A 21,052-nucleotide genomic window follows, 5' to 3' on the forward strand; every position below is an offset into this window, starting at 1 on the left:
GCTGTCATCAGCATGTCTACAACACCACCGGCCCCGCTCTCCCCCAAGCGGAGTGACCTGAAGAGCGCACTGGCGCAGGTCTCACTCCGCGACGAGAGTCGACTCCGTCGCAAACTCGACCGTGCCCGCACACCCGACGCTCTGGTGGCGCTGGCCGAAGAAATAAATGCCGCACGCACTCGATTGACGAACCGCGCCGCGAACGTCCCCGCGATCTCGTACCCCGAAGCACTGCCCGTCAGTCAGCGCAAAGACGATATAGCCACCGCGATCTCGGAGAATCAAGTTGTCATCGTCGCCGGCGAGACCGGCTCCGGTAAGACAACTCAGATCCCCAAGATCTGTCTCGAACTCGGACGCGGCGTCCGCGGCTTGATCGGACACACGCAGCCTCGCCGGTTGGCCGCACGCACCGTGGCCGAACGTATCGCCGAAGAACTCGACACCGAACTGGGCGACGCCGTCGGATACACGGTGCGATTCACCGACCAGGTGTCGGACCGCACCTATGTCAAGCTCATGACCGACGGCATTCTCCTCGCCGAGATTCAGCGCGACCGCATGCTCCGACGCTACGACACGCTGATCATCGACGAAGCGCACGAACGCAGCCTCAACATCGACTTCATCCTCGGTTACCTGGCTCAGCTGCTCCCCCGCCGACCCGATCTCAAAGTCATCATCACGTCGGCGACCATCGATCCCGAACGCTTCGCCAAGCACTTCGCCGTCGACGGTAAGCTTGCGCCGATCGTCGAGGTCTCCGGGCGAACCTTCCCCGTCGAGATGCGTTACCGGCCACTGACCGTCGAATCCGGCGACATCACCTTCGACCGCGATCCCGTCGACGCGGTCTGTGAGGCTGTCGACGAACTGAGTTCGGAGGGCGAAGGCGACATCTTGGTCTTCCTCTCCGGCGAACGCGAAATTCGCGACACCGCAGATGCTTTGCGTGACCGGCGTCTTCGCAACACCGAAATCGTCCCGCTGTACGCGCGGTTGTCTGCTGCCGAGCAACACAAGGTGTTCTCGCCGCACACCGGCCGACGCGTCGTCCTTGCCACCAACGTGGCAGAGACCTCACTGACCGTGCCCGGCATTCGCTACGTCGTCGATCCGGGAACCGCGCGCATCTCTCGATATTCGGTGCGCACCAAGGTTCAACGATTGCCGATCGAGCCCATTTCGCAGGCGTCAGCTCGTCAGCGTTCCGGACGTTGCGGCCGCGTCGCCGAAGGAATCTGCATCCGTCTGTACTCCGAGGAGGACTTCGAGTCACGGCCGGCGTTCACCGAGCCGGAGATCCTGCGGACCAATCTCGCATCGGTCATCTTGCAGATGACGGCCCTCGGTCTGGGCGACATCGCTGCCTTCCCCTTCGTCGAGCCGCCGGACCAGCGCGCCGTCAAGGACGGAATCGGACTCCTCGAAGAACTCGGCGCCATCGCGCGAGGTTCCGAGGCCAGCCACCCCGAACTGACGCCGGTCGGCCGCGAATTGGCCCAGATTCCGGTAGATCCGCGAATGGCACGAATGCTGGTGGAAGCCAAGAACAACGGGTGCCTTCACGAAACCCTTGTCATCGTCGCGGCGTTGTCCATCCAGGACGTTCGCGAGCGGCCCGCCGAGTTCCAGCAGGCCGCCGACGAAAAGCACGCCCGCTTCAACGTCGAGAACTCCGACTTCCTGGCCTACCTGAAACTGTGGGACTACTTACGTGAACAGCGTAACGATCTGTCCTCCAACCAGTTTCGCAAGATGTGCCGGAACGAGTTCCTGCACTGGCTCCGTATCCGCGAATGGCAGGATCTGCACGGGCAGCTCCGGCAGATCACCCGCGGTCTGGGCTGGACCGTGGGCGACACCCCCGCAAGCGAGAACGCAATCCATCAGTCACTGCTCGCCGGATTGCTCTCGCACATCGGGTTGCGCGAAGGTGAGAAGCGGGACTATCTCGGCGCCAGGGGCAGCCACTTCGCGATCTTCCCCGGATCCGGATTGTTCAAGAAGCCACCACGCTGGGTCATGGCCGCCGAACTCGTGGAAACGTCGAGGCTGTGGGCGCGCATGTCCGCGCGTATCGAACCGGAATGGGCCGAAAAGCTCGCCCCGCACCTGGTGAAACGCACCTATTCCGAACCGCACTGGTCCTCCAAGCGCGGCTCCGCGATGGCATACGAGCGGGTCACTCTCTACGGCGTTCCGCTGGTGACCGGCCGCGCAGTGACGTATTCGCGAATCGATCCCGAGGCCTCACGCGAGCTCTTCATCCGCCATGCGCTCGTGCAGGGCGAGTGGCAGACGAACCACAAGTTCTTCCACGAGAACCGCGCACTCCTCGACAACGTCGAGGAGCTCGAGAACCGTGCGCGCCGCCGCGACATCCTCGTCGACGACGAGACGCTCTACGAGTTCTACGACGAACGCATCGGCCAGGAAGCCGTATCCGCCAAGCATTTCGACCAGTGGTGGAAGTCCGAGCGGCGCAAGAATCCGAGTCTGCTGACCTTCACCCCGGAAACCGTGGTCAACTCCGACGCGGCTGCCGTACTGGGTGGGGAGTACCCGGACGCCTGGCGCCAGGGCGACATGCAGTTCCCGCTGACTTACCAATTCGAGCCGGGCAAGGACGACGACGGCGTCAGTGCACACATCCCGGTCGGCCTACTTGCGCAGCTTCAGCCGGTCGGCTTCGACTGGTTGGTCCCCGGTATGCGCGTCGATCTGGTTACTGCTCTGATCAAGACGCTGCCCAAGAACATTCGACGCGCCGTCGTGCCGGCACCCGACTACGCCGCCGCAGCGTTGGCAGCAGTCAAACCTCGATCCGAGCCGTTGATGACCGCAATGGCCCGCGAACTCTCGCATTTGGGCGGAATTCAGATCGGCGCCAAGGACTTCGATCCGGCCGCGCTGCCCGATCACCTCAAGATGACGTTTGTCGTCGAGGACGAATCAGGCAAGGTCCTCGCGAAGGGCAAGGATCTGGCGCAGCTACGACGCACGCTCGCACCGCGCGTGCAGAAGGAAGTGGCCAAGGCGGCCACCGGAACCGAACGAGCAGCCGCTGCCGTCTGGACGTCCGAGACACTCGGCGCATTGGAGCCGACCATCACCCGTTCCATCGGTGGACAGCAGGTGACGGGCTACCCAGCGCTGGTGCCGGAAAACGGCGGAGTAGCCGTCCGTGTCCTGAGTACGCCGGCTGCGCAGGCGCAGGCGATGAGGGAGGGAACGCGAGCGCTCCTTCTGGCGGCCGTTCCCACCCAACTCAAGGCAGTGACCGCCGGCTTGTCGAACACTCAGCGTCTGGCGCTCGGCCAGAATCCAGACGGCGGATTGGAGGCCCTCGTCGACGATTGCCGAGTGGCAGCTGCCAACGAAGTGATTGCGGCCCACGGTGGCCCGGTCCGCACACCTGAGGCGTTCGAAGCCCTGGTGAAGATCGCACGCTCCGAACTGGCCGGACGCGTCTCCGCGATCCTGCGCATGATTGTCCCGATCCTCGAACAAGCACACCAACTGAGCGTCGTCCTCGACCGCTCCCGCGGCGAGGCAGCCGACGACGTCCGAGAACAGTTGACCTCACTGCTGTTTCCGGGATTCGTCGCGGAATTGGGCTCAGCACGCCTACGCGATTTGCCGCGATATCTTGCCGCAGCAAAATTCCGACTCGAAGCTCTCCCTGCAAGCGCACAACGAGATCAGCAGGCGATGGATGTCCTCGACCGGGTGTACGCAGCGTACGACCGGTTGTTGGGTTCGTTGCCCGAAGAGCGTCGCACTGCTCGAGATGTCGACGCGATCAGCTGGATGATCGAGGAACTGCGCGTGAGCCTGTTTGCGCAGTCCCTCGGTACACCCACACCGATTTCCGAAAAGCGAGTCCTGAAAGCTATCGAAGCGATCAAGCGATGATGCTCAGCGTGATCGGTGAGATTGCGCGATCAGTAGATTGTCTGAATGTTGACGTTGGTGAGGAAACCACCAAAGGTGGCAACAGTATTGGCGAACCCGAGGGTCACCAGGCTGTTCACGACTCCGAGGACTGCAACTAAGTTCATAACGCCTCCGTAAAGATCCGAGATGCGGACGAACGTACCCGGTAGACATTAAGCGAATAACATGCCCGATTTGTTCGTTTGTTCGCTTTGTGTTCTCAGCGTTATCTAATACCGCTTTGTGCTCTCAGCGTTACCTAAGGCGAAGACCTCAATCGACGGAAACGGCCTCGGCACCGGGAGCCTTGTCGGCGGCACAGGTCTCGGCATGCTCGCGCATGTCCGTGATCTCACGTTCGAAATCCGCGGCAGAGCTGAAGGATTTGTACACCGATGCGAACCGTAGGTACGCAACCTCGTCGAGATTTCGAAGCGGATCGAGAATCGCGAGGCCTACCTCGTTGCTGGGGATTTCGGCAGAACCCGAAGCACGCACGGCGTCTTCCACCTGCTGCGCCAGCAAATTCAGCGAATCGTTGTCCACTTGGCGACCCTGGCATGCGCGCCGCACACCTTTGACAACCTTTTCCCGACTGAACGGCTCCGTCACGCCGCTACGCTTCACGACCGAAAGAACCGCCGTCTCGACCGTGGTGAATCGACGTCCACACTCGGGGCACGAACGGCGCCGCCTGATCGCCTGGCCCTCGTCGGCCTCGCGCGAATCGACCACTCGGGAATCAGGGTGCCGGCAGAACGGGCAATGCATCGGGGTTCCTTCGTTGTCGCCGAAATGGCCGCAACTCAGATTCGCTACCGACTGCAAATCCTCCGACGATTTACAGAGCAGATCCACGTACTCAACGCGACCACCCGAGGTGGTGGGACTGTCAACTGGACAGCTTACTCGCTGCGAACGGACTGCTCTCACGCTCGGTACGCTCCCGCCTGCTACGGGTATGGGTCAGCGACCCGAGGCCGGCACGATCAGCGTCTGCCCCACGGCCAGTCCGGAACTCGACATCGCGTTGAGATCCATGATCTGCTCGATCACGGAGCCGACAGCCTGGCCAGGCGCAACCTTGGCAGCAATATCACTGAGGGATTCACCCGCAGCGACGCGAACCACATCGGTCGCTCCGTTTGTCGCAGCAACATCACCACTGGACAAAGCGCCGATCCCGACCAGCGCCAAAACGGCCATCGCAGTGAACACGGCGCCCAGGAACATCGTCTTCCAACTGACGTCCTCGGCCTGCACTTCGTGTTCGACCCGCGAGACACCGACCCTGTTTCGGTGCGCGAAACTGCCTCCGTACGGGCGTGACGAATCTTGCTCGCTGTCCCATCGGCGAGGAGATTCACGCAACGAACGCGAACCTGACGTTCCGCCTGTGACGGGGAAACGACGAACAACGGCCACCCGCGGTTCGTCTTCGACATGCCTGGGCACACCCCGCATTTCGGCGGTGCCGCGCCTTTCGAAAGCCGCGTCATCAGCATCGGGCCCGTAGAACGACGGGTGATACTTCAACGCCGACGTGCCGTCGAAACCGATCCCATCGTCGAAAACCCTGTTGCCCTTAACTGCTGCGTTACCCATCGTGACCTCCGCTGGTCGACACCGATCGATGTGTTCGATCATGCGTTCGATGGAACGCATGTTCGAATTTCTACCACGCTTGGCCGACAATGTCTCTACTTCGAACGACACGAATCGAACAGATGTTTGAAAACGCGAGCAAATCCGGCTAGATTCGTGTCAGACCACACAGCGGGAATTGCGAAAGCCTCCGTGTTTGTCGACAGCTCGAATGTTGGCAGGGGGCACCGACAAGTTTCCGCGCGATACGCACCACACGATTTACGCCAGACGCTTTTACAGACATGCCATTTCTTCAGACACGCCCTTTCTTCAGACACGCACTTTCTCTAGACACGGAGGCAACAGGCCATGAAGGACGATCGCTCCAGCAGTGCCGCGGAGGCAGGAGCTTCTGCAGTTCCGTCTCCGTCGAGCGAGACCCTCACCGAGCGCCAGCGGCGCGTTCTCGAAGTGATCCGCGATTCCGTGACCGAGCGCGGTTACCCGCCCAGCATTCGCGAGATCGGTGATGCAGTGGGGCTCACCTCCACCTCGTCGGTCGCACATCAGCTGCGGACGTTGGAGCGCAAGGGCTTCCTTCGGCGCGATCCCAATCGGCCTCGCGCCGTCGATGTTCGGGGTCTCGACGAGGTTGCTGCCGATACCGCCATTGCGTCGGTGTCGAAGCATTCCGGCGAGTACAACAGCGCCGACCCACTACCCGAGCCGGCGTTCGTCCCCATCCTGGGCCGCATCGCCGCCGGCGGACCGATCCTCGCCGAGGAAGCCGTGGAGGACGTGTTCCCACTCCCCCGTGAGCTCGTCGGCCAGGGTTCGCTTTTCATGCTCAAGGTTGTCGGCGAGTCGATGATCGATGCAGCGATCTGCGATGGCGACTGGGTTGTCGTCCGCCAGCAGAACGTGGCGGAGAACGGTGACATCGTGGCCGCCATGATCGACGGTGAAGCCACCGTCAAGACGTTCAAGCGCACGAAGAAGGAGGTGTGGCTGATGCCGCACAATGAACTCTTCGAACCGATTCCCGGCAACAACGCTGTCATCCTGGGCAAGGTTGTCACCGTCATGCGGAAGATCTGAGTTCGCTCGCACCCCCGATCGAAAAACTCTGGGCCCCGACATTTGTCGGGGCCCAGAGTTTTTGGTGAAGATCAGCGACGCATGATCGGAATCAGAGATTCAGCGAACGCCCGATGATCTCCTTCATGATCTCGGTCGTGCCACCGTAGATGGTCTGCACACGAGAGTCCATGTACGCCTTGGCAACCGGGTATTCCTTCATGTAGCCGTAGCCTCCGTGCAGCTGGAGACAGCGGTCGATCAGCTTGACCTGAGCTTCGGTGGTCCACCACTTCGCCATCGCAGCTTCCTGCACGGTCAGCTTCTCGGCATTGAGTTGCTCGATGAACTTGTCCACCAGGATGCGTACCGCGGTGGTCTCCGTTGCCAGTTCGGCCAGCACGAATCGGGTGTTCTGGAAGCTGCCGATCGACTTGCCGAATGCCTTGCGGTCGCGGCAGTACTGGATCGTGCTCTCGAGAACCGATTCCATTGCGGCAGCGGCAACAACTGCGATCGAGAGTCGTTCCTGGGGAAGGTTCTTCATCAAGTAGAAGAAGCCCATTCCCTCTTCGCCCAGCAAGTTGGCGGCGGGCACGCGGACGTCGGTGAAGCTGAGTTCGGCAGTGTCCTGAGCCTTCATGCCGATCTTGTCGAGGTTGCGTCCACGCTCGAAGCCCGGCATGTCCCGCTCGACGACGAGCAGGCTGAAGCCCTGCGCTCCCTTGTCCGGGTCGGTACAGGCGACGACGATGATGATGTCGGCGTTGATGCCGTTGGTGATGAAGGTCTTCGAGCCGTTGAGAACCCAGTGGTCCCCGTCGCGAACCGCTTTGGTCTTGATGCCCTGCAGGTCGCTACCGGTACCCGGTTCGGTCATCGCGATCGCGGAAATCAGCTCGCCCGACGCGAATCCGGGCAGCCAACGCTGCTTCTGCTCGTCATTGCTCAGGTCGAGGAGGTATGGCGCCACCACGTCGTTGTGCAGTGTGAAGCCGATACCACTGAAGCCACCCTTGGTGGTTTCCTCGGTGATGATCGCGTTGTAGCGGAAATCCTTGACGCCGCCGCCGCCGAATTCCTCGGGTACCGCGGTTCCCAGGAAGCCCTGCTTTCCGGCCTCGACCCAGACGTCACGATCGACGATGTTCTGTTCTTCCCACTTCTCGTGGTTCGGTGCAACGTGCTGTGCCAAGAACTTCTGGTACGACTCCCGGAAGAGTTCATGTTCCGGTTCGAACAGGGTGCGCTCCACGCCGACTCCTTGCAATTCGATATACGGCACTTCAGTGATGTACCCGGTGGGGATGATGTACCCGGTCGGGATGTTTACGCTGAGACCGGGCACGCCGAAGTTAGCGGGCCCACGTCACTGCCTCCGACGGTAGAACCTGTTGCGATACCCGTCGATGACCCGAACGATCACGATTCGTGACTGTAGCGGTTATCTGTTACTCGAAGTACGGAATTTGGCGAGATACCGCATGATCGGGTACGCGACAAGGATGCCGATCGACCCCCAGGCGATGCCGCCCAGCTCGACCGAACCAATGGTCAACGTCAAGTTTCCGATGCCGGCGACCAGCGCAGCCGCAGCGACCGTCAGGTTGACCGGATCGGTGAAGTCGACCTTCGCGTCCATCCAGATACGCACACCGAGAATGCCGATGAGGCCGTAGAGAACCATCGTCGCGCCGCCGATGACCCCGTTCGGAACCGTGAAGACCAGCGCACCGAACTTGGGCGAGAATGCCAGGATCACGGCGGTGGCGGCGGCTACCCAGTACGCAGCGGTCGAATACACGCGCGTCGCTGCCATGACGCCGATGTTCTCGGCATACGTGGTGGTTCCGGAACCACCACCGGCACCTGCCAAGGTAGTGGCGAGGCCGTCTGCAAAGAGTGCGTTGCCGGCCAGGTCGTCGAGCGACTTACCTGTCATGGCGGACACCGCCTTGACGTGTCCGACGTTTTCGGCGACCAGAACGATCACCACGGGCAGCGCGAGCACGATCACCGACCAGTCGAACGACGGTCCGTGCAGACTCGGCAGCCCGAACCAGTCCGCTTCACGCAGAGCCGACACTCGTTCACTGTCGAGTCCGCCGACGACCGCGGCGAAGACCCAACCGATCACTACGCCGACCAGAATGCCCAACCGGCCGAGCAGACCGGGCCCCACGACCGTGACGAGCAGGATCGCAAAGAGCGTCACCGTGGCGATCAACGGCTGCGACTCGAAGGAACCGGCCGCAGTCGGAGCGAGGTTGAGACCGATCAGCGCGACGACGGCACCCGTCACCACCGGCGGCATGACCGCGTCGATGACCCGACCGCCGATCAGACGTACGGCGACGCCGATCAACATCAACACGATGCCGACAGCCATGACGGCACCGAGCTGCGCGGCCGGGCCCGATCCTGCCGACGCTGCCAGAGGGGCGATGAACGCGAAGGACGAACCGAGGTAGCTGGGGATCCGGCCCCGGGTGATGAGCAGGAACAGCGCGGTGCCGATACCCGAGAACAACAGCGTCGTGGTGACGGGGAAGCCCGTGATGGTCGGAACGAGCAGTGTCGCTCCGAACATCGCGATGACGTGCTGCATCCCGATCCCGATGGTGCGCGGCCAACTCAGTCGTTCATCCGGCGCCACGACGGCGCCGTCGGCGATCCGCTTGCCGTCGCCATGGACAGTCCAGCCGATTCCGCCGGCCCCGGTCATTGTTTCTCGTTCGATCACAGGTCGAAATACTAGAGGTCAGGCACTCGCTCGCCGACCGAGACCGACGAAACCGCTTCAGCTGATTGCGTCAGCCGCCGCTTTGCGTGCCGCCACCGGATCACCGGTCGCCAGCACCGCCGCCGCAGCCGCCTCACATTGCGCCATGGTGACGGACCCGACCTTCGCTCCCACCCCGGCAACCGACGCCGCAGCACACGACAGTGACGAAACACCGAGACCGGCAAGTACGCATGCCAACAGCGGATCGGCAGCCGCCTCACCGCAGACCCCGACGCGCTTGCCTGCCGCCTGACCGGCCTGGGCCGTACGTGCCACCAGGGCGAGCACGGCGGGCTGCCACGGGTCGGTCAGGTCGGCGAGTTCGGAAGACATTCGATCAGCGGCCATCGTGTACTGAGCGAGGTCGTTGGTACCGATCGAGAGGAACTCGACGTGTTCGAGGATCTGGTCGGCCAGCAGCGCCGCCGCCGGGATCTCCACCATCACACCGGGAACAAGATCGCGCGCCCGCACCGCGTCGGCAAAGCGTTGTGCTTCAGCCGGGGTGGCGATCATCGGCGCCATGACCCACGGCGAAGAGTTCGTCGACGCCGCGGCTGCGGCGATCGCGTCGAGCTGGCGGTCGAGAATACCCATGTCCTGCCAGGCGATTCGGACCCCACGAACGCCGAGTGCCGGATTCGCTTCCTCTTGGTGGTTGGCGAATTTGAGTGGCTTGTCCGAACCCGCGTCCAACGTGCGAATAATGACCTTCTTGCCCGCGAAGGCCTCGAGAACCTCGGCGTAGATTGCCGCCTGCTCGTCAACGGTCGGTTCGGTCTCACGGCCGAGGAAACAGAGTTCGGTCCGGAAGAGCCCGATACCTCCCGCTGCGGTCAACGCCGCCGCCCGAGCGCCGGCGCCGTCTTGGACATTGGCGAGGACGTCCACCGGCCGGCCGTCCGACGTCCGGCCGGGTCCGGTCCACGTGCTGACGCGTTCGCGATCGATTCGGGATTGGTCGACCAGTTCGCGCGCCTGCTCGGGATCCGGCTCCGCGATCACGTCGCCGGTGGTTCCGTCGATCAGAATCGGTGTTCCTGCCGGTACGGATTCCAATTCCTTCGCGGCCACGATGCACGGGATGCCCAACTGCCGCGCGATGATTGCCGTGTGGCTGGTCGGGCCGCCGTAGATGGTCACGAGTCCGATGATCTTGGTTGCATCGAGGCCGGCGGTGTCGGCGGGAGCAAGATCGTCCGCGCACAGCACCGACGGCGTCTCGGGCATCGGAACTCCGGGTTCGGGCAATCCGGAGAGTTCTGCGATCACGCGATCGCGGATGTCCTCGAGGTCGGTGACGCGCTCCGCCATCAAACCGCCGACCTTGGTGAACAACACCACGAATTGCTCCGTCGCCGCGATCGCCGCCTGGACCGGAGGAACTCCGCCCGCGATCGACTTCTTGGCCGCTCCGATCCAGCCTCGATCGGCTGCCATGGCCGCGTTGGCCTGCAAGACCTCTGCGGCTGCGCCCGTGGCTTCGGCTGCCCGTCCGAGAAGGCGGTTCTCGACAGCCTTCGCCGCTGCGGCGAAGGCATCGGCGGCGGCCTCTCGATCCGCCTCGTCGAGGGCCGGCGCATCGGTGACAAGTTCTGGTCGGCTGGACGGCCAGATAGCCGGGCCGTAGGCAATTCCGGGCACGACGGGAGTGCCGTGCACGGTGATGCGATTGAGCTGTTCGGTCATCTGTCCTCCTTGAGCGATGGGCCCGGTGTCACACCGGAGCACCTCGAGCGCGTAAAGCCCACACCTTCGTTGTGACGAAGATTACTCTCAACTCTTGACATGTCAACACACTCGGGCGTAAAACAACATAAAGCAACATTCGTTGTGATCCACACCGCACCGTCGGATCACATTTCGGAATCGGAGTGAACGTGTACGCGGAAGAACGCCAACAAGCGATCGGCACCATGGTGTCGCAGCGCGGACGCATGTCCGTGGCGGCTCTGTCGGAGACCTTCGGTGTAACCACCGAGACCGTGCGTCGCGATCTGGCCTTCCTCGAACGGATCGGACAGATAAGGCGCGTGCACGGCGGCGCCGTTCCGACCGGATCCCTCCACGTGACCGAACCCGGCATGGCGGAACGCGATCAGACCCGCGCGCAACAGAAGGACCGGATCGCCCGCTGTGCGGTCACCTACCTTCCCCCCACCGGCGGCAGCGTGATCTTCGACGCGGGCACGACCACGGGCCGCATGATCCCCGAACTACCGACCGAGAACGACTTCACAGCCGTCACCAATTCCGTCCCGATCGGCGCCCGACTGGCGTCGATGAACTCGATTTCCCTGATCCTGCTCGGCGGACGAGTACGCGGGGTGACGCAAGCCGCGGTCGGCGAGGACGCCCTACGACTGCTGAGCACGTTGCGGGTCGACGTCGCCTTCATCGGAACCAACGCGATCAGCGTCGGGCATGGACTCTCCACGCCGGACAGCGAGGAGGCCGCGGTCAAACGAGCGATGGTCAAAGCCGCCAATCATGTTGTCGTGGTGGCCGATTCCACCAAAGTAGGCCGCGAGCACTTGATCAGCTTCGCCCCACTCGACAGCATCGACGTCCTCATCACCGACGAAGACATCAGTCCCACAGACACATCCGAGTTCCACGACCACGGAATCGAGGTGGTGATCGCATGATCGTCACACTGACAGCCAACCCGAGTATCGATCGGACCGTGCAACTCGAGCAACGGCTCGAACGAGGCTCCGTCCTACGCGCGCACTCCACTCGCAGTGACCCAGGCGGCAAGGGGGTCAACGTCGCACGTGTTCTCGCCGCAGCCGACCTCGACGTCCTCGCGGTCCTACCGGGGAACGGCGGCGACCCATTACTCTCGGCGCTCGCGGCCGGCGAGATTCCCCACATCGGCGTCGCCACAACGGGTCTGGCGCGCACCAACATCACCATCGCGGAACCAGACGGGACTACGACGAAGATCAACGAGCCCGGCGCAACACTGTCCGGTTCGACGCTCGACGCTTTGGCTCAGGAGTTGATCGCTCGCGCCGATACCGCGCTGTGGTTCGCACTGTCCGGATCGCTGCCCCCCGGCGTTCCGCTCGGTTGGTACGGCGAACTTGTCGCTGCGCTGCGCGATCACCCGTGCAAGGTAGCGGTCGACACCTCGGACGCTCCACTGACGGCGCTCGCCGAAGGCTTCCCCGGCTCGGCACCTGACCTGCTCAAACCCAACGGCGAGGAACTCGCGCAACTGACCGGCGTCGACGGCCACGTCCTCGAACGTGCTGCAGAGAACGGTGATCCCAGGCCTGCAATCACGGCAGCACAGCGATTGGTCGACCGCGGCGTCGGCAGTGTGCTCGCCACGCTCGGTGCAGCCGGTGCCGTCCTCGTCACGGCCGACGGCGCGTGGATCGCCACCGCTCCCCCGATTGTCGCAGTCAGTACCGTCGGCGCAGGCGATTCGTCGCTGGCCGGCTACATCCTCGCCGAAGCGGGCGGCGGCTCGGAATCCGAGCGGCTACGTCACGCGGTCGCCTACGGAAGCGCCGCTGCCTCCCTTCCCGGCACAACCCTTCCCACACCCGAACAGATCGATCTGGCAGCGGTTTCGGTATCTGCAGCAGATGCCGCCTCTCCCATCCCCGTCCCCACCGAACTCGCCTGACGCCCTAAGGAACCTGACATGTCCGATACCACCGCAGCCGGCAGTTCCGGCCCGGAGATCATCAGTCCCGAACTGATCTCACTCGACACCGACCTGGGCTCGACCAAGGAAGATGTCATTCGTTCTCTCGCAGCGCGATTGACTGCTGCGGGTCGGGCGAGCGACGCCGCGGGACTGGTCGATGCAGCACTCGCTCGCGAAGCTCAGTCCGCGACCGGCTTGCCCGGCGGAATCGCAATTCCTCACTGCCGCGCCGAGGCCGTCTCGGCCGCGTCCCTGGGGTTTGCTCGACTCGATCCGAAGGTCGATTTCGGCGCACCCGACGGCCCCGCCGATCTGGTCTTCCTGATCGCGGCACCTGAAGGCGCCGGAGCCGAGCACATGAAGCTGCTCTCCTCCTTGGCCCGAGCACTCGTTCGGCCCGCGTTCGTCACGTCACTTCGTGAAGCATCGACGCCGGACGAGATCGTGCGCTTGGTCGACGAGGTCCTCAATCCCGCACCGAAGGACCCCACACCGAAGGATTCCGCACAGAAGGATTCCGCCCCGAAGACCGCAGCAGTGACGCCCCCGCCACCTGTTTCCGCCGGGAAACACGCCACCGACGAGACCCCGGCACCAGCGACCGCGGAGCGTCACATCGTCGCGGTCACCGCCTGCCCGACCGGAATCGCTCACACCTACATGGCGGCGGACTCACTCGTCGCCGCGGGTGAACGCGCCGGCGTCAAGGTTCACGTCGAAACGCAGGGCTCGAGCGGAAGCACCCCGCTGGACCCGTCGGTCATCGCCGGAGCCGCCGCTGTCATCTTCGCCACCGACGTCGGGGTGAAGGGCCGCGAACGATTCGCCGGCAAACCCGTCGTCGCTTCCGGTGTGAAACGGGCGATCAACGAGCCGGACAAGATGCTTGCAGAAGCATTGCGCGCCTCCGAGAATCCCGCCGCCGCCACCGTGGACGGCACTGCCGCCGCGGCTGCGGATTCCGATGCCGGTTCCGTAGGGTTCGGCACCCACCTCCGTCAGGTCCTCCTGACCGGTGTCAGCTATATGATCCCGTTCGTCGCGGCCGGCGGTCTGCTGATCGCACTCGGCTTCCTGCTCGGTGGATACGAGATCTCCGGCCCTGCCAAGGACATCGTTCTCAACAACTCGATCACCAACCTTCCCGACGGTGGTCTGGCCACCTATCTCGGCGCAGTTCTGTTCCAGATCGGTTCGTTGGCATTCAGCTTCCTGGTCCCCGCGTTGGCCGGCTACATCGCCTTTGCCATCGCCGACCGGCCTGGCATCGCTCCCGGCTTCACGGCCGGCGCGGTCGCCGTGTTCGTCGGTGCCGGTTTCATCGGCGGCCTGGTCGGTGGTCTCATCGCCGGTGTCGTCGCGCTCTACATCGGCCGGATCGCCGTCCCGCAGTGGCTTCGAGGCCTCATGCCAGTGGTGATCATCCCGCTGTTCGCGACGCTGGTCGTCGGAGCGCTGATGTTCATCGTCCTCGGTCGTCCGCTCGCTGCGATCACCTCCGGTCTGACCGACTGGCTCAACGGATTGTCCGGCAGCTCGGCCATCTTCCTCGGCATCATTCTCGGCCTGATGATGTGCTTCGACCTCGGCGGACCGGTCAACAAGGCGGCTTACGCCTTCGCCGTCGCCGGACTCAATGTCAACGACCCCGCCACCTTGCGCATCATGGCGGCAGTCATGGCCGCCGGTATGGTTCCGCCGCTCGCCATGGCACTTGCCTCGACAGTGTTGCGTCCCAAGCTCTTCAGCGAAGCCGAACGTGAGAACGGTAAGGCTGCCTGGTTGCTCGGTTCAGCATTCATCTCCGAGGGCGCGATTCCGTTCGCCGCTGCCGACCCACTTCGCGTGATCCCCTCGATGATGGCGGGCGGCGCCGTCACCGGCGCACTGATCATGGCTTTCGACGTCACTCTCAGCGCTCCGCACGGCGGGATCTTCGTCTTCTTCGCAGTCGGCGGCATCGGCTGGTTCCTCGTCTCACTCGCCGCGGGAACCGTGGTAGCTGCGCTCGCTGTCGTCGGAGCCAAGGAGTTCTTCCGCAAGGGGCCCTCCGATGCCGAACTCGACCCCGAAATCGTGCCCGCTGCGGCATGATCGACAGCAGGCAACACTGCAGTCACCACCGTAGTCACCAGATCCGCCCGAACACCCCAAAACGTCCGCAACGACAGCTCTACAACGAGGAGATCCCATGCCCAGCAAGACAGTTGCCGTCGGTTCCGCAGTCGGCCTGCACGCCCGTCCCGCCGCCCTCATCGCCGAAGCAGTCGGAGCCTCCGGCGCCACGGTCACCCTCGCCGTCGCCGACGGCGAACCCGTGGATGCAGGTTCGGCACTGATGATCATGACGCTCGGAGCCGCCAAGGACACCGAAGTCACGATCGAATCCGACGACGCCGACGCGCTCGCCAAGGTCGCCGAACTGGTGGCCGCTGATCTCGACGCTTGACCCGATTTCCGCCGGTGCTGTGTAGTGGGCCGGACACTCTCACGGAGTCAGTGCGAGTGTCCGGCCCAACCAGTCCATTTCGAGTTCCAGAGCAGTGCCCCACACATCACCCGAGTGTCCACCGGGGAGGGTGTAGTACTCCACGTTCATGTCGGCGGCCCGCGCAGCCTCGTACATGATCTCCTGCTGGGGACGGTAGATGTCGTCGTCTTCACCCGCGACAAATACACCCGACAACTGCGGATACCGATTCTGCGCCATCAGGTCTCGGGCATTGACTGCGTCGAAAGCGTCTTCGTCACCGTCGAACATGGCCGCCACGGTGTCCTCGTGATCACCGGTCGACGGTTCGTCCTGGCCGGAGAAGTCCAGGAACGAGGGGTATCGGTCCGGGAAGTTCACGGCCATCTCGATCGCGCAGGTTCCACCGTAAGAAAACCCGCCGATAGCCCATTGAGCTGCGTCCGGATTCACTTGAAGGTTCGATTCGATCCAGTTCGGGACGTCCTGGTCCAGATACGTCGCGACGTTGCCGAGCGCAGAATCCATGCAGCCGGGGTTGGCGTCGTAGTCCCCCAACGCGTCGGGGACCACCACCACGGGAGCAAGCCCGGAATGCCTCGACGCATAGGCGTCGACGGTGGTCGCGAGCCGGCCACTGTCGAGCCAGTCGCTGGGGCTTCCGGGCTCACCCGCCACCAACACCAGGACGGGCAACTCGGCACGCGGATCGGCAAGGTAGGCCGGCGGGAGATACAGCGTCGCAGGCCTCGCGTCGAATCCCGAGATGTTTCCCGGAATCGCCGCCTCCGTCACGACACCGTTGCTTGGCATCCGCACCGGAACCTGCCAATGAGTTTCGGTGGGCAGTCCCCGCTGCACCCGAGGTTCGGCCCCGGGGAGTGAATCGAAGGCAACATTCTCGACCGAGCCGACCGGCCAGTGCCCGACCAGTGAGCCGAGTGTGGGATACGTGCCGGTCGCAGCGTTGACCTGACCTACCGCGACGATCGCGGCCAGCCCGGCGAATGCCGTCACCGAAAGACCACGCGCAAGCCCAGGGCGCCGAAGGAGAACAAGTGCGGCGCCGACGACTCCGAACATCGCCAGCGCTATCCACACAAAACTCGACGCCGGTAGCTGCGCGGGCAACGGCCGAAAGCTGAGCCACACCAACATCGCAGCGATGGCCGACCCGCCCACTGACAGACCCAGCGCGGCTAACGCGGCCCCACGCGGCAACCACCGAAGCAGAAGCAGCGCACCTACGCCGACGATGACGGAACCCACGAGCAGCGCGGCGGTGATGTGTCCGTGCTCGAGTGACATACGCGAGAGCCGCGTCAGGAGTTGATGCCCGTGCATTCGTTCCAGTATCCACATCTACCGGCGGTCTGCGAATTCGTGGAACTTTCGGGAATCAGCGGCGTCGTCGTAATCTCACGAACGCCACGGCCCCGATCGCACATCCTGCCGCGACCAGTCCAGCCCACACGAATGTCCACGGATCGACCCCGACACCGACCGAACCGGCAGACGAGTCAGCCGTCGCTTCCGTCGCGTCCACGAGCGCGCGCATCACGTACACCGGCGGCAACGCTCCACCGGCAGATTCCGAACCGATCAGAACATCGCCCGCATTGTTGAATGCCACCGCCTCACCCTGAGGCTCCGTCGGGAGCGCGATCCGCAGGGGTTCGGTACCGGTGAGCGTCGCGCCGATTCCGCCGTCCACGACTTCGTACAGGTACAGGTCGGAGTAACTCCGAAGTGCGATCGCCGAACCGTCCGACGACACAGCTCCCCCGGTGAACATCACCGACACGGGCTTCTCCGGTCCGAGGGACACGGCTCCGACGCGCTCGAGCGGCGTCGGGCCGGGCTGCGCCAAGTCACTCAGTTTCTGATCCCCGACCGGTGTGTAGACACTGCTTTCGCCGAACAATTCCTTGGTCACGACAAAGACATGGCCGTCGGGGTCGAGCAGAATCGACTCGGTGTCGTGCGCACCGTCCGGGTACGTAAGGCGGTGCAACGCACCGTCGCCTGAATCGAGGTCCATCGTGATGAACGCCACCGTTTCGCGGGTCCGGAGGTTGTCTCCGGTGTCCGACAGAACGAGCGTCCGACCACTGACCGCAAGATCTTCGACGTCGTAGGGATCGATCGGGACCGGAATCTGTTTCTGGACAACACAGTTCAGATCCATCTCGAACACGTAGTCGTCACTGCCGCCGTCGCCCATCGCGTAGATCCGATCGTCGACGACGACCATCCCCGACAACTCCTGGAGCGTAGGATCAGTAGGTGTACAGAGCGGGGCGAACTCGCTCGGTTCGAACGACGACGCCTGTGCAAGCGCTCCGGGAAGCAGCACAGTCGCAGTGGTCACAGCAAGCGCCGAGACCACTGCGCCGAAACTACGCACTAGGTGCGTACTCCACCAAAGCCGAGGCCAACATCTGCGGCACGCGTGCGTGCACCCGCGTCCCCGCCTCTTCGTGAGTCGATTCCAAGATCGTTCCGTCCGAGTGGATTCGAGCCATCAGATCACCGCGCGTATACGGCACCAGCACGTCGACCTCGACCTCCGGCCGAACCAGAACCTCGCTGAGATGTGCTCGCAGTTCGGCGATTCCCTCGCCGGTCCGCGCCGAGACGAACACAGCGCCCGGCAGCAGACCACGCAGTTGCGTCAAGGTAACCGGATCTGCCGCGTCGATCTTGTTGACCACGATCAACTCCGGCGGAGCCTTCGAATCCGTCTCGCGCAGAACGTCGGTCACAACTTCCCGCACAGCCTTGATCTGCTCGGTCGGCAACGGATCCGAGCCGTCGACGACGTGTAGCAGCAGATCCGCGTCGGTCACTTCCTCGAGGGTCGAGCGAAATGCCTCGACCAGCTGAGTCGGAAGGTGCCGCACGAAACCGACCGTATCGGTCAGTACGTACTCACGGCCGTCGTCGAGCGCAGCGCGTCGGGTTGTCGGGTCCAACGTGGCGAACAACGCGTTCTCCACGAGCACACCGGATCCGGTGAGCGAGTTGAGCAGACTCGACTTGCCCGCATTCGTGTATCCGACGATGGCGATCGACGGGATGTCGCTCTGCAGTCGACGTGTGCGCTTGGTGTCGCGAGCGGCCTTCATGCCCTTGATCTCGCGGCGCAGTTTTGCCATGCGCTCACGGATACGGCGACGGTCCGTCTCGATCTTGGTTTCACCCGGACCACGTAGACCCACGCCGCCGTTGCTTCCGGCGCGGCCACCGGCCTGACGAGACATCGACTCGCCCCAACCACGCAGACGCGGGAGCATGTACTCCATCTGAGCAAAAGCGACCTGCGCCTTGCCCTCACGGGAAGTGGCGTGTTGGGCGAAGATGTCGAGAATCAAAGCCGTTCGGTCGATGACCTTGACCTTGACGATCTTCTCCAGCGCGGTGAGCTGGGCCGGCGTCAGTTCACCGTCGCAGACGACGGTGTCGGCACCGGTCGCCAACACGACTTCGCGCAGTTCCTGCGCCTTGCCGGAACCGATGTACGTGGCGGCGTCGGGTTTGTCGCGCCGCTGGACCAGTCCTTCGAGGACCTCGGAACCGGCCGTCTCGGCAAGTGCGGCCAACTCGGTCATGCTCGCCTGAGCCTGCTCGGCTGTTCCCTGCGTCCAGACGCCGACCAGGACAACTCTTTCGAGTCGAAGCTGGCGGTACTCGACTTCGGTGACGTCCTCGAGCTCGGTCGACAGACCGGCCACGCGGCGTAGGGCGCCGCGATCTGCGAGTTGCATCTCACCGGTCGACGGGTTGTCCGATGCGGACGCTGCCGTGTATTGGGCCTGCGCGTACTCGGACTGCTCGCGAGCGGTGGACTCTTCGTTTTCCTGTGTGTTCGTCATACAAGATCCATGGTCCCACGAAACCCTGACACGATGCATCCGTATTTCCTGCAGGCGTATTTCACGCGGGCGTTATCACACAAGCGATTGCCACCAGGCGTCGCTGATCGTTCCGCTCGCCACCAGAACCGAGGGCCCTCGCAAGGACCCTTCGCCGCTTTCGACGGTGACCTGCACTTCGCCGCCGAGGACGCGCACCAGGACCGAACCCTCCTCGCGGCCGTCGTACTTCAGCGCCGCAGCCGCAGCCGCGACCGTTCCGGTTCCGCAGGAACGAGTCTCACCCACACCGCGCTCGTGAACGCGCATGTGGACCCCACCGTCGTGGATCGGTGTCACGATCTCGATGTTGACCCCGTGCGGGAAGAACCCGGGGTCGAAGCCCGGAGAGACAGTTAAATCGAGTGCACTCAAAACCTCGGCCGTCACATGCTCGTCGACACACGCCAGATGCGGATTGCCGACGTCGATGCCGGCGCCGGAGAAGACGCGGCCGTCGATTGTTGCCGAACTGGTGCCGAGGTCCTTGATCGGGCCCATCGCCACGGTCACGTCGCCGCGTGTGGCGTCGTAGCTGTGCACCACGACCGGACGCGCTCCCGCGCGGCTGCCGACCACGAACTCGTCCCTGCTCTCCAGGCCGGAGGCCTTGAGATAGTGCGCAAACACGCGAACGCCGTTTCCGCACATCTCCGCGGTCGATCCGTCGCCGTTGCGGTAATCCATGAACCAGTCTTCGGCAGCGACGCCGTCCGGAAGCGCGGTGAGCACGCCCGCGTCCGTGAGTGCACCCGCCCGCGCGACACGAAGGATGCCGTCGGCGCCGAGACCACGCTGACGATCACACAACGCGGAAACCCGCGCCGGTTCGAGATCGATCCGAACGTCGAGGTCAGGGAGAACGACGAAGTCGTTCTGCGTGCCGTGGCCCTTACTGAAATCCATGGTCGCCATCCTATCCGGACGTACCGACCGACCTACGCGGGTAACGCGGTGACCACCACGTTCTGTTCATACGTGAATCCGGACGGCAACGAGGGGTCGGGCACCGTCTCGCCCCCGCAGGTCACGAGGACCAGCCTGGGCGCACCAGTTTCGGAGAAGAACTCCGCAGGCAAAGCCACCTTTTCGTACAGTTTCAGGCTCGCTGCGTGATAGGTGAACATCGTTCCGGCCCCGTCGCTCACGTAGATCGGTGTTCCCGGTTCGATCTGGTGCAGCGCCCACAAAGCGCCGTGTGTGCGATCACCGTCGTCGACGTGACCGGCAACAAGATTCGTACCCTCCGAAGATCCGAACTGCACACCGTTGGTGAAGTGCGAGACCTTGTCAGGATGAGGAAGGATCATTCCGCGGTTCGCACCGAACCCACTGGTCACGATGTCGGCACGCACATCCAGGTCGGGAATCGCCAAGGTGTTCGGCGGCAGATCTGTGGGTGCGGGCGCCCACGTTGCCCCCGGATCGGTTGGGGCTCCTACGTCGAACGGCGCTTCGGGAACAGGCGCGCTGATGGGTTTCCCGGCCGCACTCACCGCAAAGTAGATCAACACCCCGCCGACAGCAAGAAATGTGACGAGCAGAAGAACCAGCGGCAACCCGCCCGCGCGTCGACGTCTTGGACGCGCGTGTGTCCCGGTCTGCGCCATGTTCGT

At 63.6% G+C, this 21,052-nt stretch carries 16 protein-coding genes; 6 read left to right on the forward strand and 10 right to left on the reverse strand.

Annotated features, from left to right (window positions below; all coding sequences use genetic code 11):
• Positions 1 to 12 precede the first annotated feature (12 nt).
• Positions 13 to 3,918, forward strand: a complete 3,906-nt coding sequence (gene hrpA / locus ACFWEM_RS10780; protein ID WP_378533421.1) for an ATP-dependent RNA helicase HrpA — start codon at positions 13 to 15, stop codon at positions 3,916 to 3,918.
• Between the two features lie 294 nt (positions 3,919 to 4,212).
• Here hrpA and nrdR read toward each other — a convergent pair whose 3' ends face one another.
• On the reverse strand, positions 4,213 to 4,710 hold the full coding sequence (gene nrdR / locus ACFWEM_RS10785) for a transcriptional regulator NrdR (RefSeq protein WP_378533423.1): 498 nt from the start codon (positions 4,708 to 4,710) through the stop codon (positions 4,213 to 4,215).
• A gap of 195 nt (positions 4,711 to 4,905) precedes the next feature.
• Entirely contained in the window at positions 4,906 to 5,604 is a 699-nt protein-coding gene (locus ACFWEM_RS10790; RefSeq protein ID WP_378533425.1) for a LysM peptidoglycan-binding domain-containing protein, read from the reverse strand.
• 291 nt (positions 5,605 to 5,895) lie between these two features.
• Here ACFWEM_RS10790 and lexA point away from each other — a divergent pair, with 291 nt between their 5' ends.
• Positions 5,896 to 6,624, forward strand: coding sequence for a transcriptional repressor LexA (gene lexA / locus ACFWEM_RS10795; RefSeq protein WP_230817157.1), 729 nt, complete (start codon positions 5,896 to 5,898; stop codon positions 6,622 to 6,624).
• 91 nt (positions 6,625 to 6,715) lie between these two features.
• On the opposite strand, the gene ACFWEM_RS10800 is transcribed toward lexA, so the two are convergent.
• From ACFWEM_RS10800 to ACFWEM_RS10810, 3 genes are all read right to left on the reverse strand, one after another.
• Positions 6,716 to 7,858, reverse strand: coding sequence for an acyl-CoA dehydrogenase family protein (locus tag ACFWEM_RS10800; RefSeq protein WP_378534527.1), 1,143 nt, complete (start codon positions 7,856 to 7,858; stop codon positions 6,716 to 6,718).
• Positions 7,859 to 8,047: 189 nt separating this feature from the next.
• Entirely contained in the window at positions 8,048 to 9,328 is a 1,281-nt protein-coding gene (locus tag ACFWEM_RS10805) for a uracil-xanthine permease family protein (protein ID WP_378534529.1), read from the reverse strand.
• Positions 9,329 to 9,403: 75 nt separating this feature from the next.
• The gene (locus ACFWEM_RS10810; RefSeq protein WP_378533427.1) at positions 9,404 to 11,077 is read right to left on the reverse strand and encodes a putative PEP-binding protein; all 1,674 of its coding nucleotides are present in this window, start codon (positions 11,075 to 11,077) and stop codon (positions 9,404 to 9,406) included.
• A gap of 191 nt (positions 11,078 to 11,268) precedes the next feature.
• On the opposite strand from ACFWEM_RS10810, the gene ACFWEM_RS10815 reads away from it, so the two are divergent.
• The 4 genes from ACFWEM_RS10815 (at position 11,269) to ACFWEM_RS10830 (ending at position 15,501) form a co-directional block, all read left to right on the forward strand.
• The gene (locus tag ACFWEM_RS10815; RefSeq protein WP_317554800.1) at positions 11,269 to 12,036 is read left to right on the forward strand and encodes a DeoR/GlpR family DNA-binding transcription regulator; all 768 of its coding nucleotides are present in this window, start codon (positions 11,269 to 11,271) and stop codon (positions 12,034 to 12,036) included.
• Entirely contained in the window at positions 12,033 to 13,028 is a 996-nt protein-coding gene (locus ACFWEM_RS10820; RefSeq protein ID WP_378533429.1) for a 1-phosphofructokinase family hexose kinase, read from the forward strand. Before ACFWEM_RS10815 ends, ACFWEM_RS10820 begins: the two co-directional genes overlap by 4 nt.
• An 18-nt stretch (positions 13,029 to 13,046) precedes the next feature.
• On the forward strand, positions 13,047 to 15,146 hold the full coding sequence (locus ACFWEM_RS10825) for a fructose-specific PTS transporter subunit EIIC (RefSeq protein WP_378533431.1): 2,100 nt from the start codon (positions 13,047 to 13,049) through the stop codon (positions 15,144 to 15,146).
• Between the two features lie 97 nt (positions 15,147 to 15,243).
• Entirely contained in the window at positions 15,244 to 15,501 is a 258-nt protein-coding gene (locus ACFWEM_RS10830; RefSeq protein ID WP_003942144.1) for an HPr family phosphocarrier protein, read from the forward strand.
• 39 nt (positions 15,502 to 15,540) lie between these two features.
• Here ACFWEM_RS10830 and ACFWEM_RS10835 read toward each other — a convergent pair whose 3' ends face one another.
• The 5 genes from ACFWEM_RS10835 to ACFWEM_RS10855 form a co-directional block, all read right to left on the reverse strand.
• Positions 15,541 to 16,866 (reverse strand): alpha/beta hydrolase-fold protein, encoded by a 1,326-nt coding sequence (locus ACFWEM_RS10835; protein WP_378533433.1) that lies wholly within the window; start codon positions 16,864 to 16,866, stop codon positions 15,541 to 15,543.
• 55 nt (positions 16,867 to 16,921) lie between these two features.
• On the reverse strand, positions 16,922 to 17,929 hold the full coding sequence (locus ACFWEM_RS10840) for a hypothetical protein (protein ID WP_378533436.1): 1,008 nt from the start codon (positions 17,927 to 17,929) through the stop codon (positions 16,922 to 16,924).
• The gene (hflX, locus tag ACFWEM_RS10845; RefSeq protein ID WP_378533438.1) at positions 17,922 to 19,397 is read right to left on the reverse strand and encodes a GTPase HflX; all 1,476 of its coding nucleotides are present in this window, start codon (positions 19,395 to 19,397) and stop codon (positions 17,922 to 17,924) included. Before hflX ends, ACFWEM_RS10840 begins: the two co-directional genes overlap by 8 nt.
• Before the next feature lie 75 nt (positions 19,398 to 19,472).
• The gene (dapF, locus tag ACFWEM_RS10850; protein WP_378533440.1) at positions 19,473 to 20,342 is read right to left on the reverse strand and encodes a diaminopimelate epimerase; all 870 of its coding nucleotides are present in this window, start codon (positions 20,340 to 20,342) and stop codon (positions 19,473 to 19,475) included.
• Positions 20,343 to 20,374: 32 nt separating this feature from the next.
• Complete coding sequence (locus ACFWEM_RS10855; RefSeq protein WP_378533443.1) at positions 20,375 to 21,046, reverse strand: class F sortase; 672 nt, start codon at positions 21,044 to 21,046, stop codon at positions 20,375 to 20,377.
• Positions 21,047 to 21,052: the final 6 nt, after the last annotated feature.

The sequence above is a fragment of the Rhodococcus sp. NPDC060176 genome (assembly GCF_042728675.1).
GTDB lineage: Bacteria > Actinomycetota > Actinomycetes > Mycobacteriales > Mycobacteriaceae > Rhodococcus_F.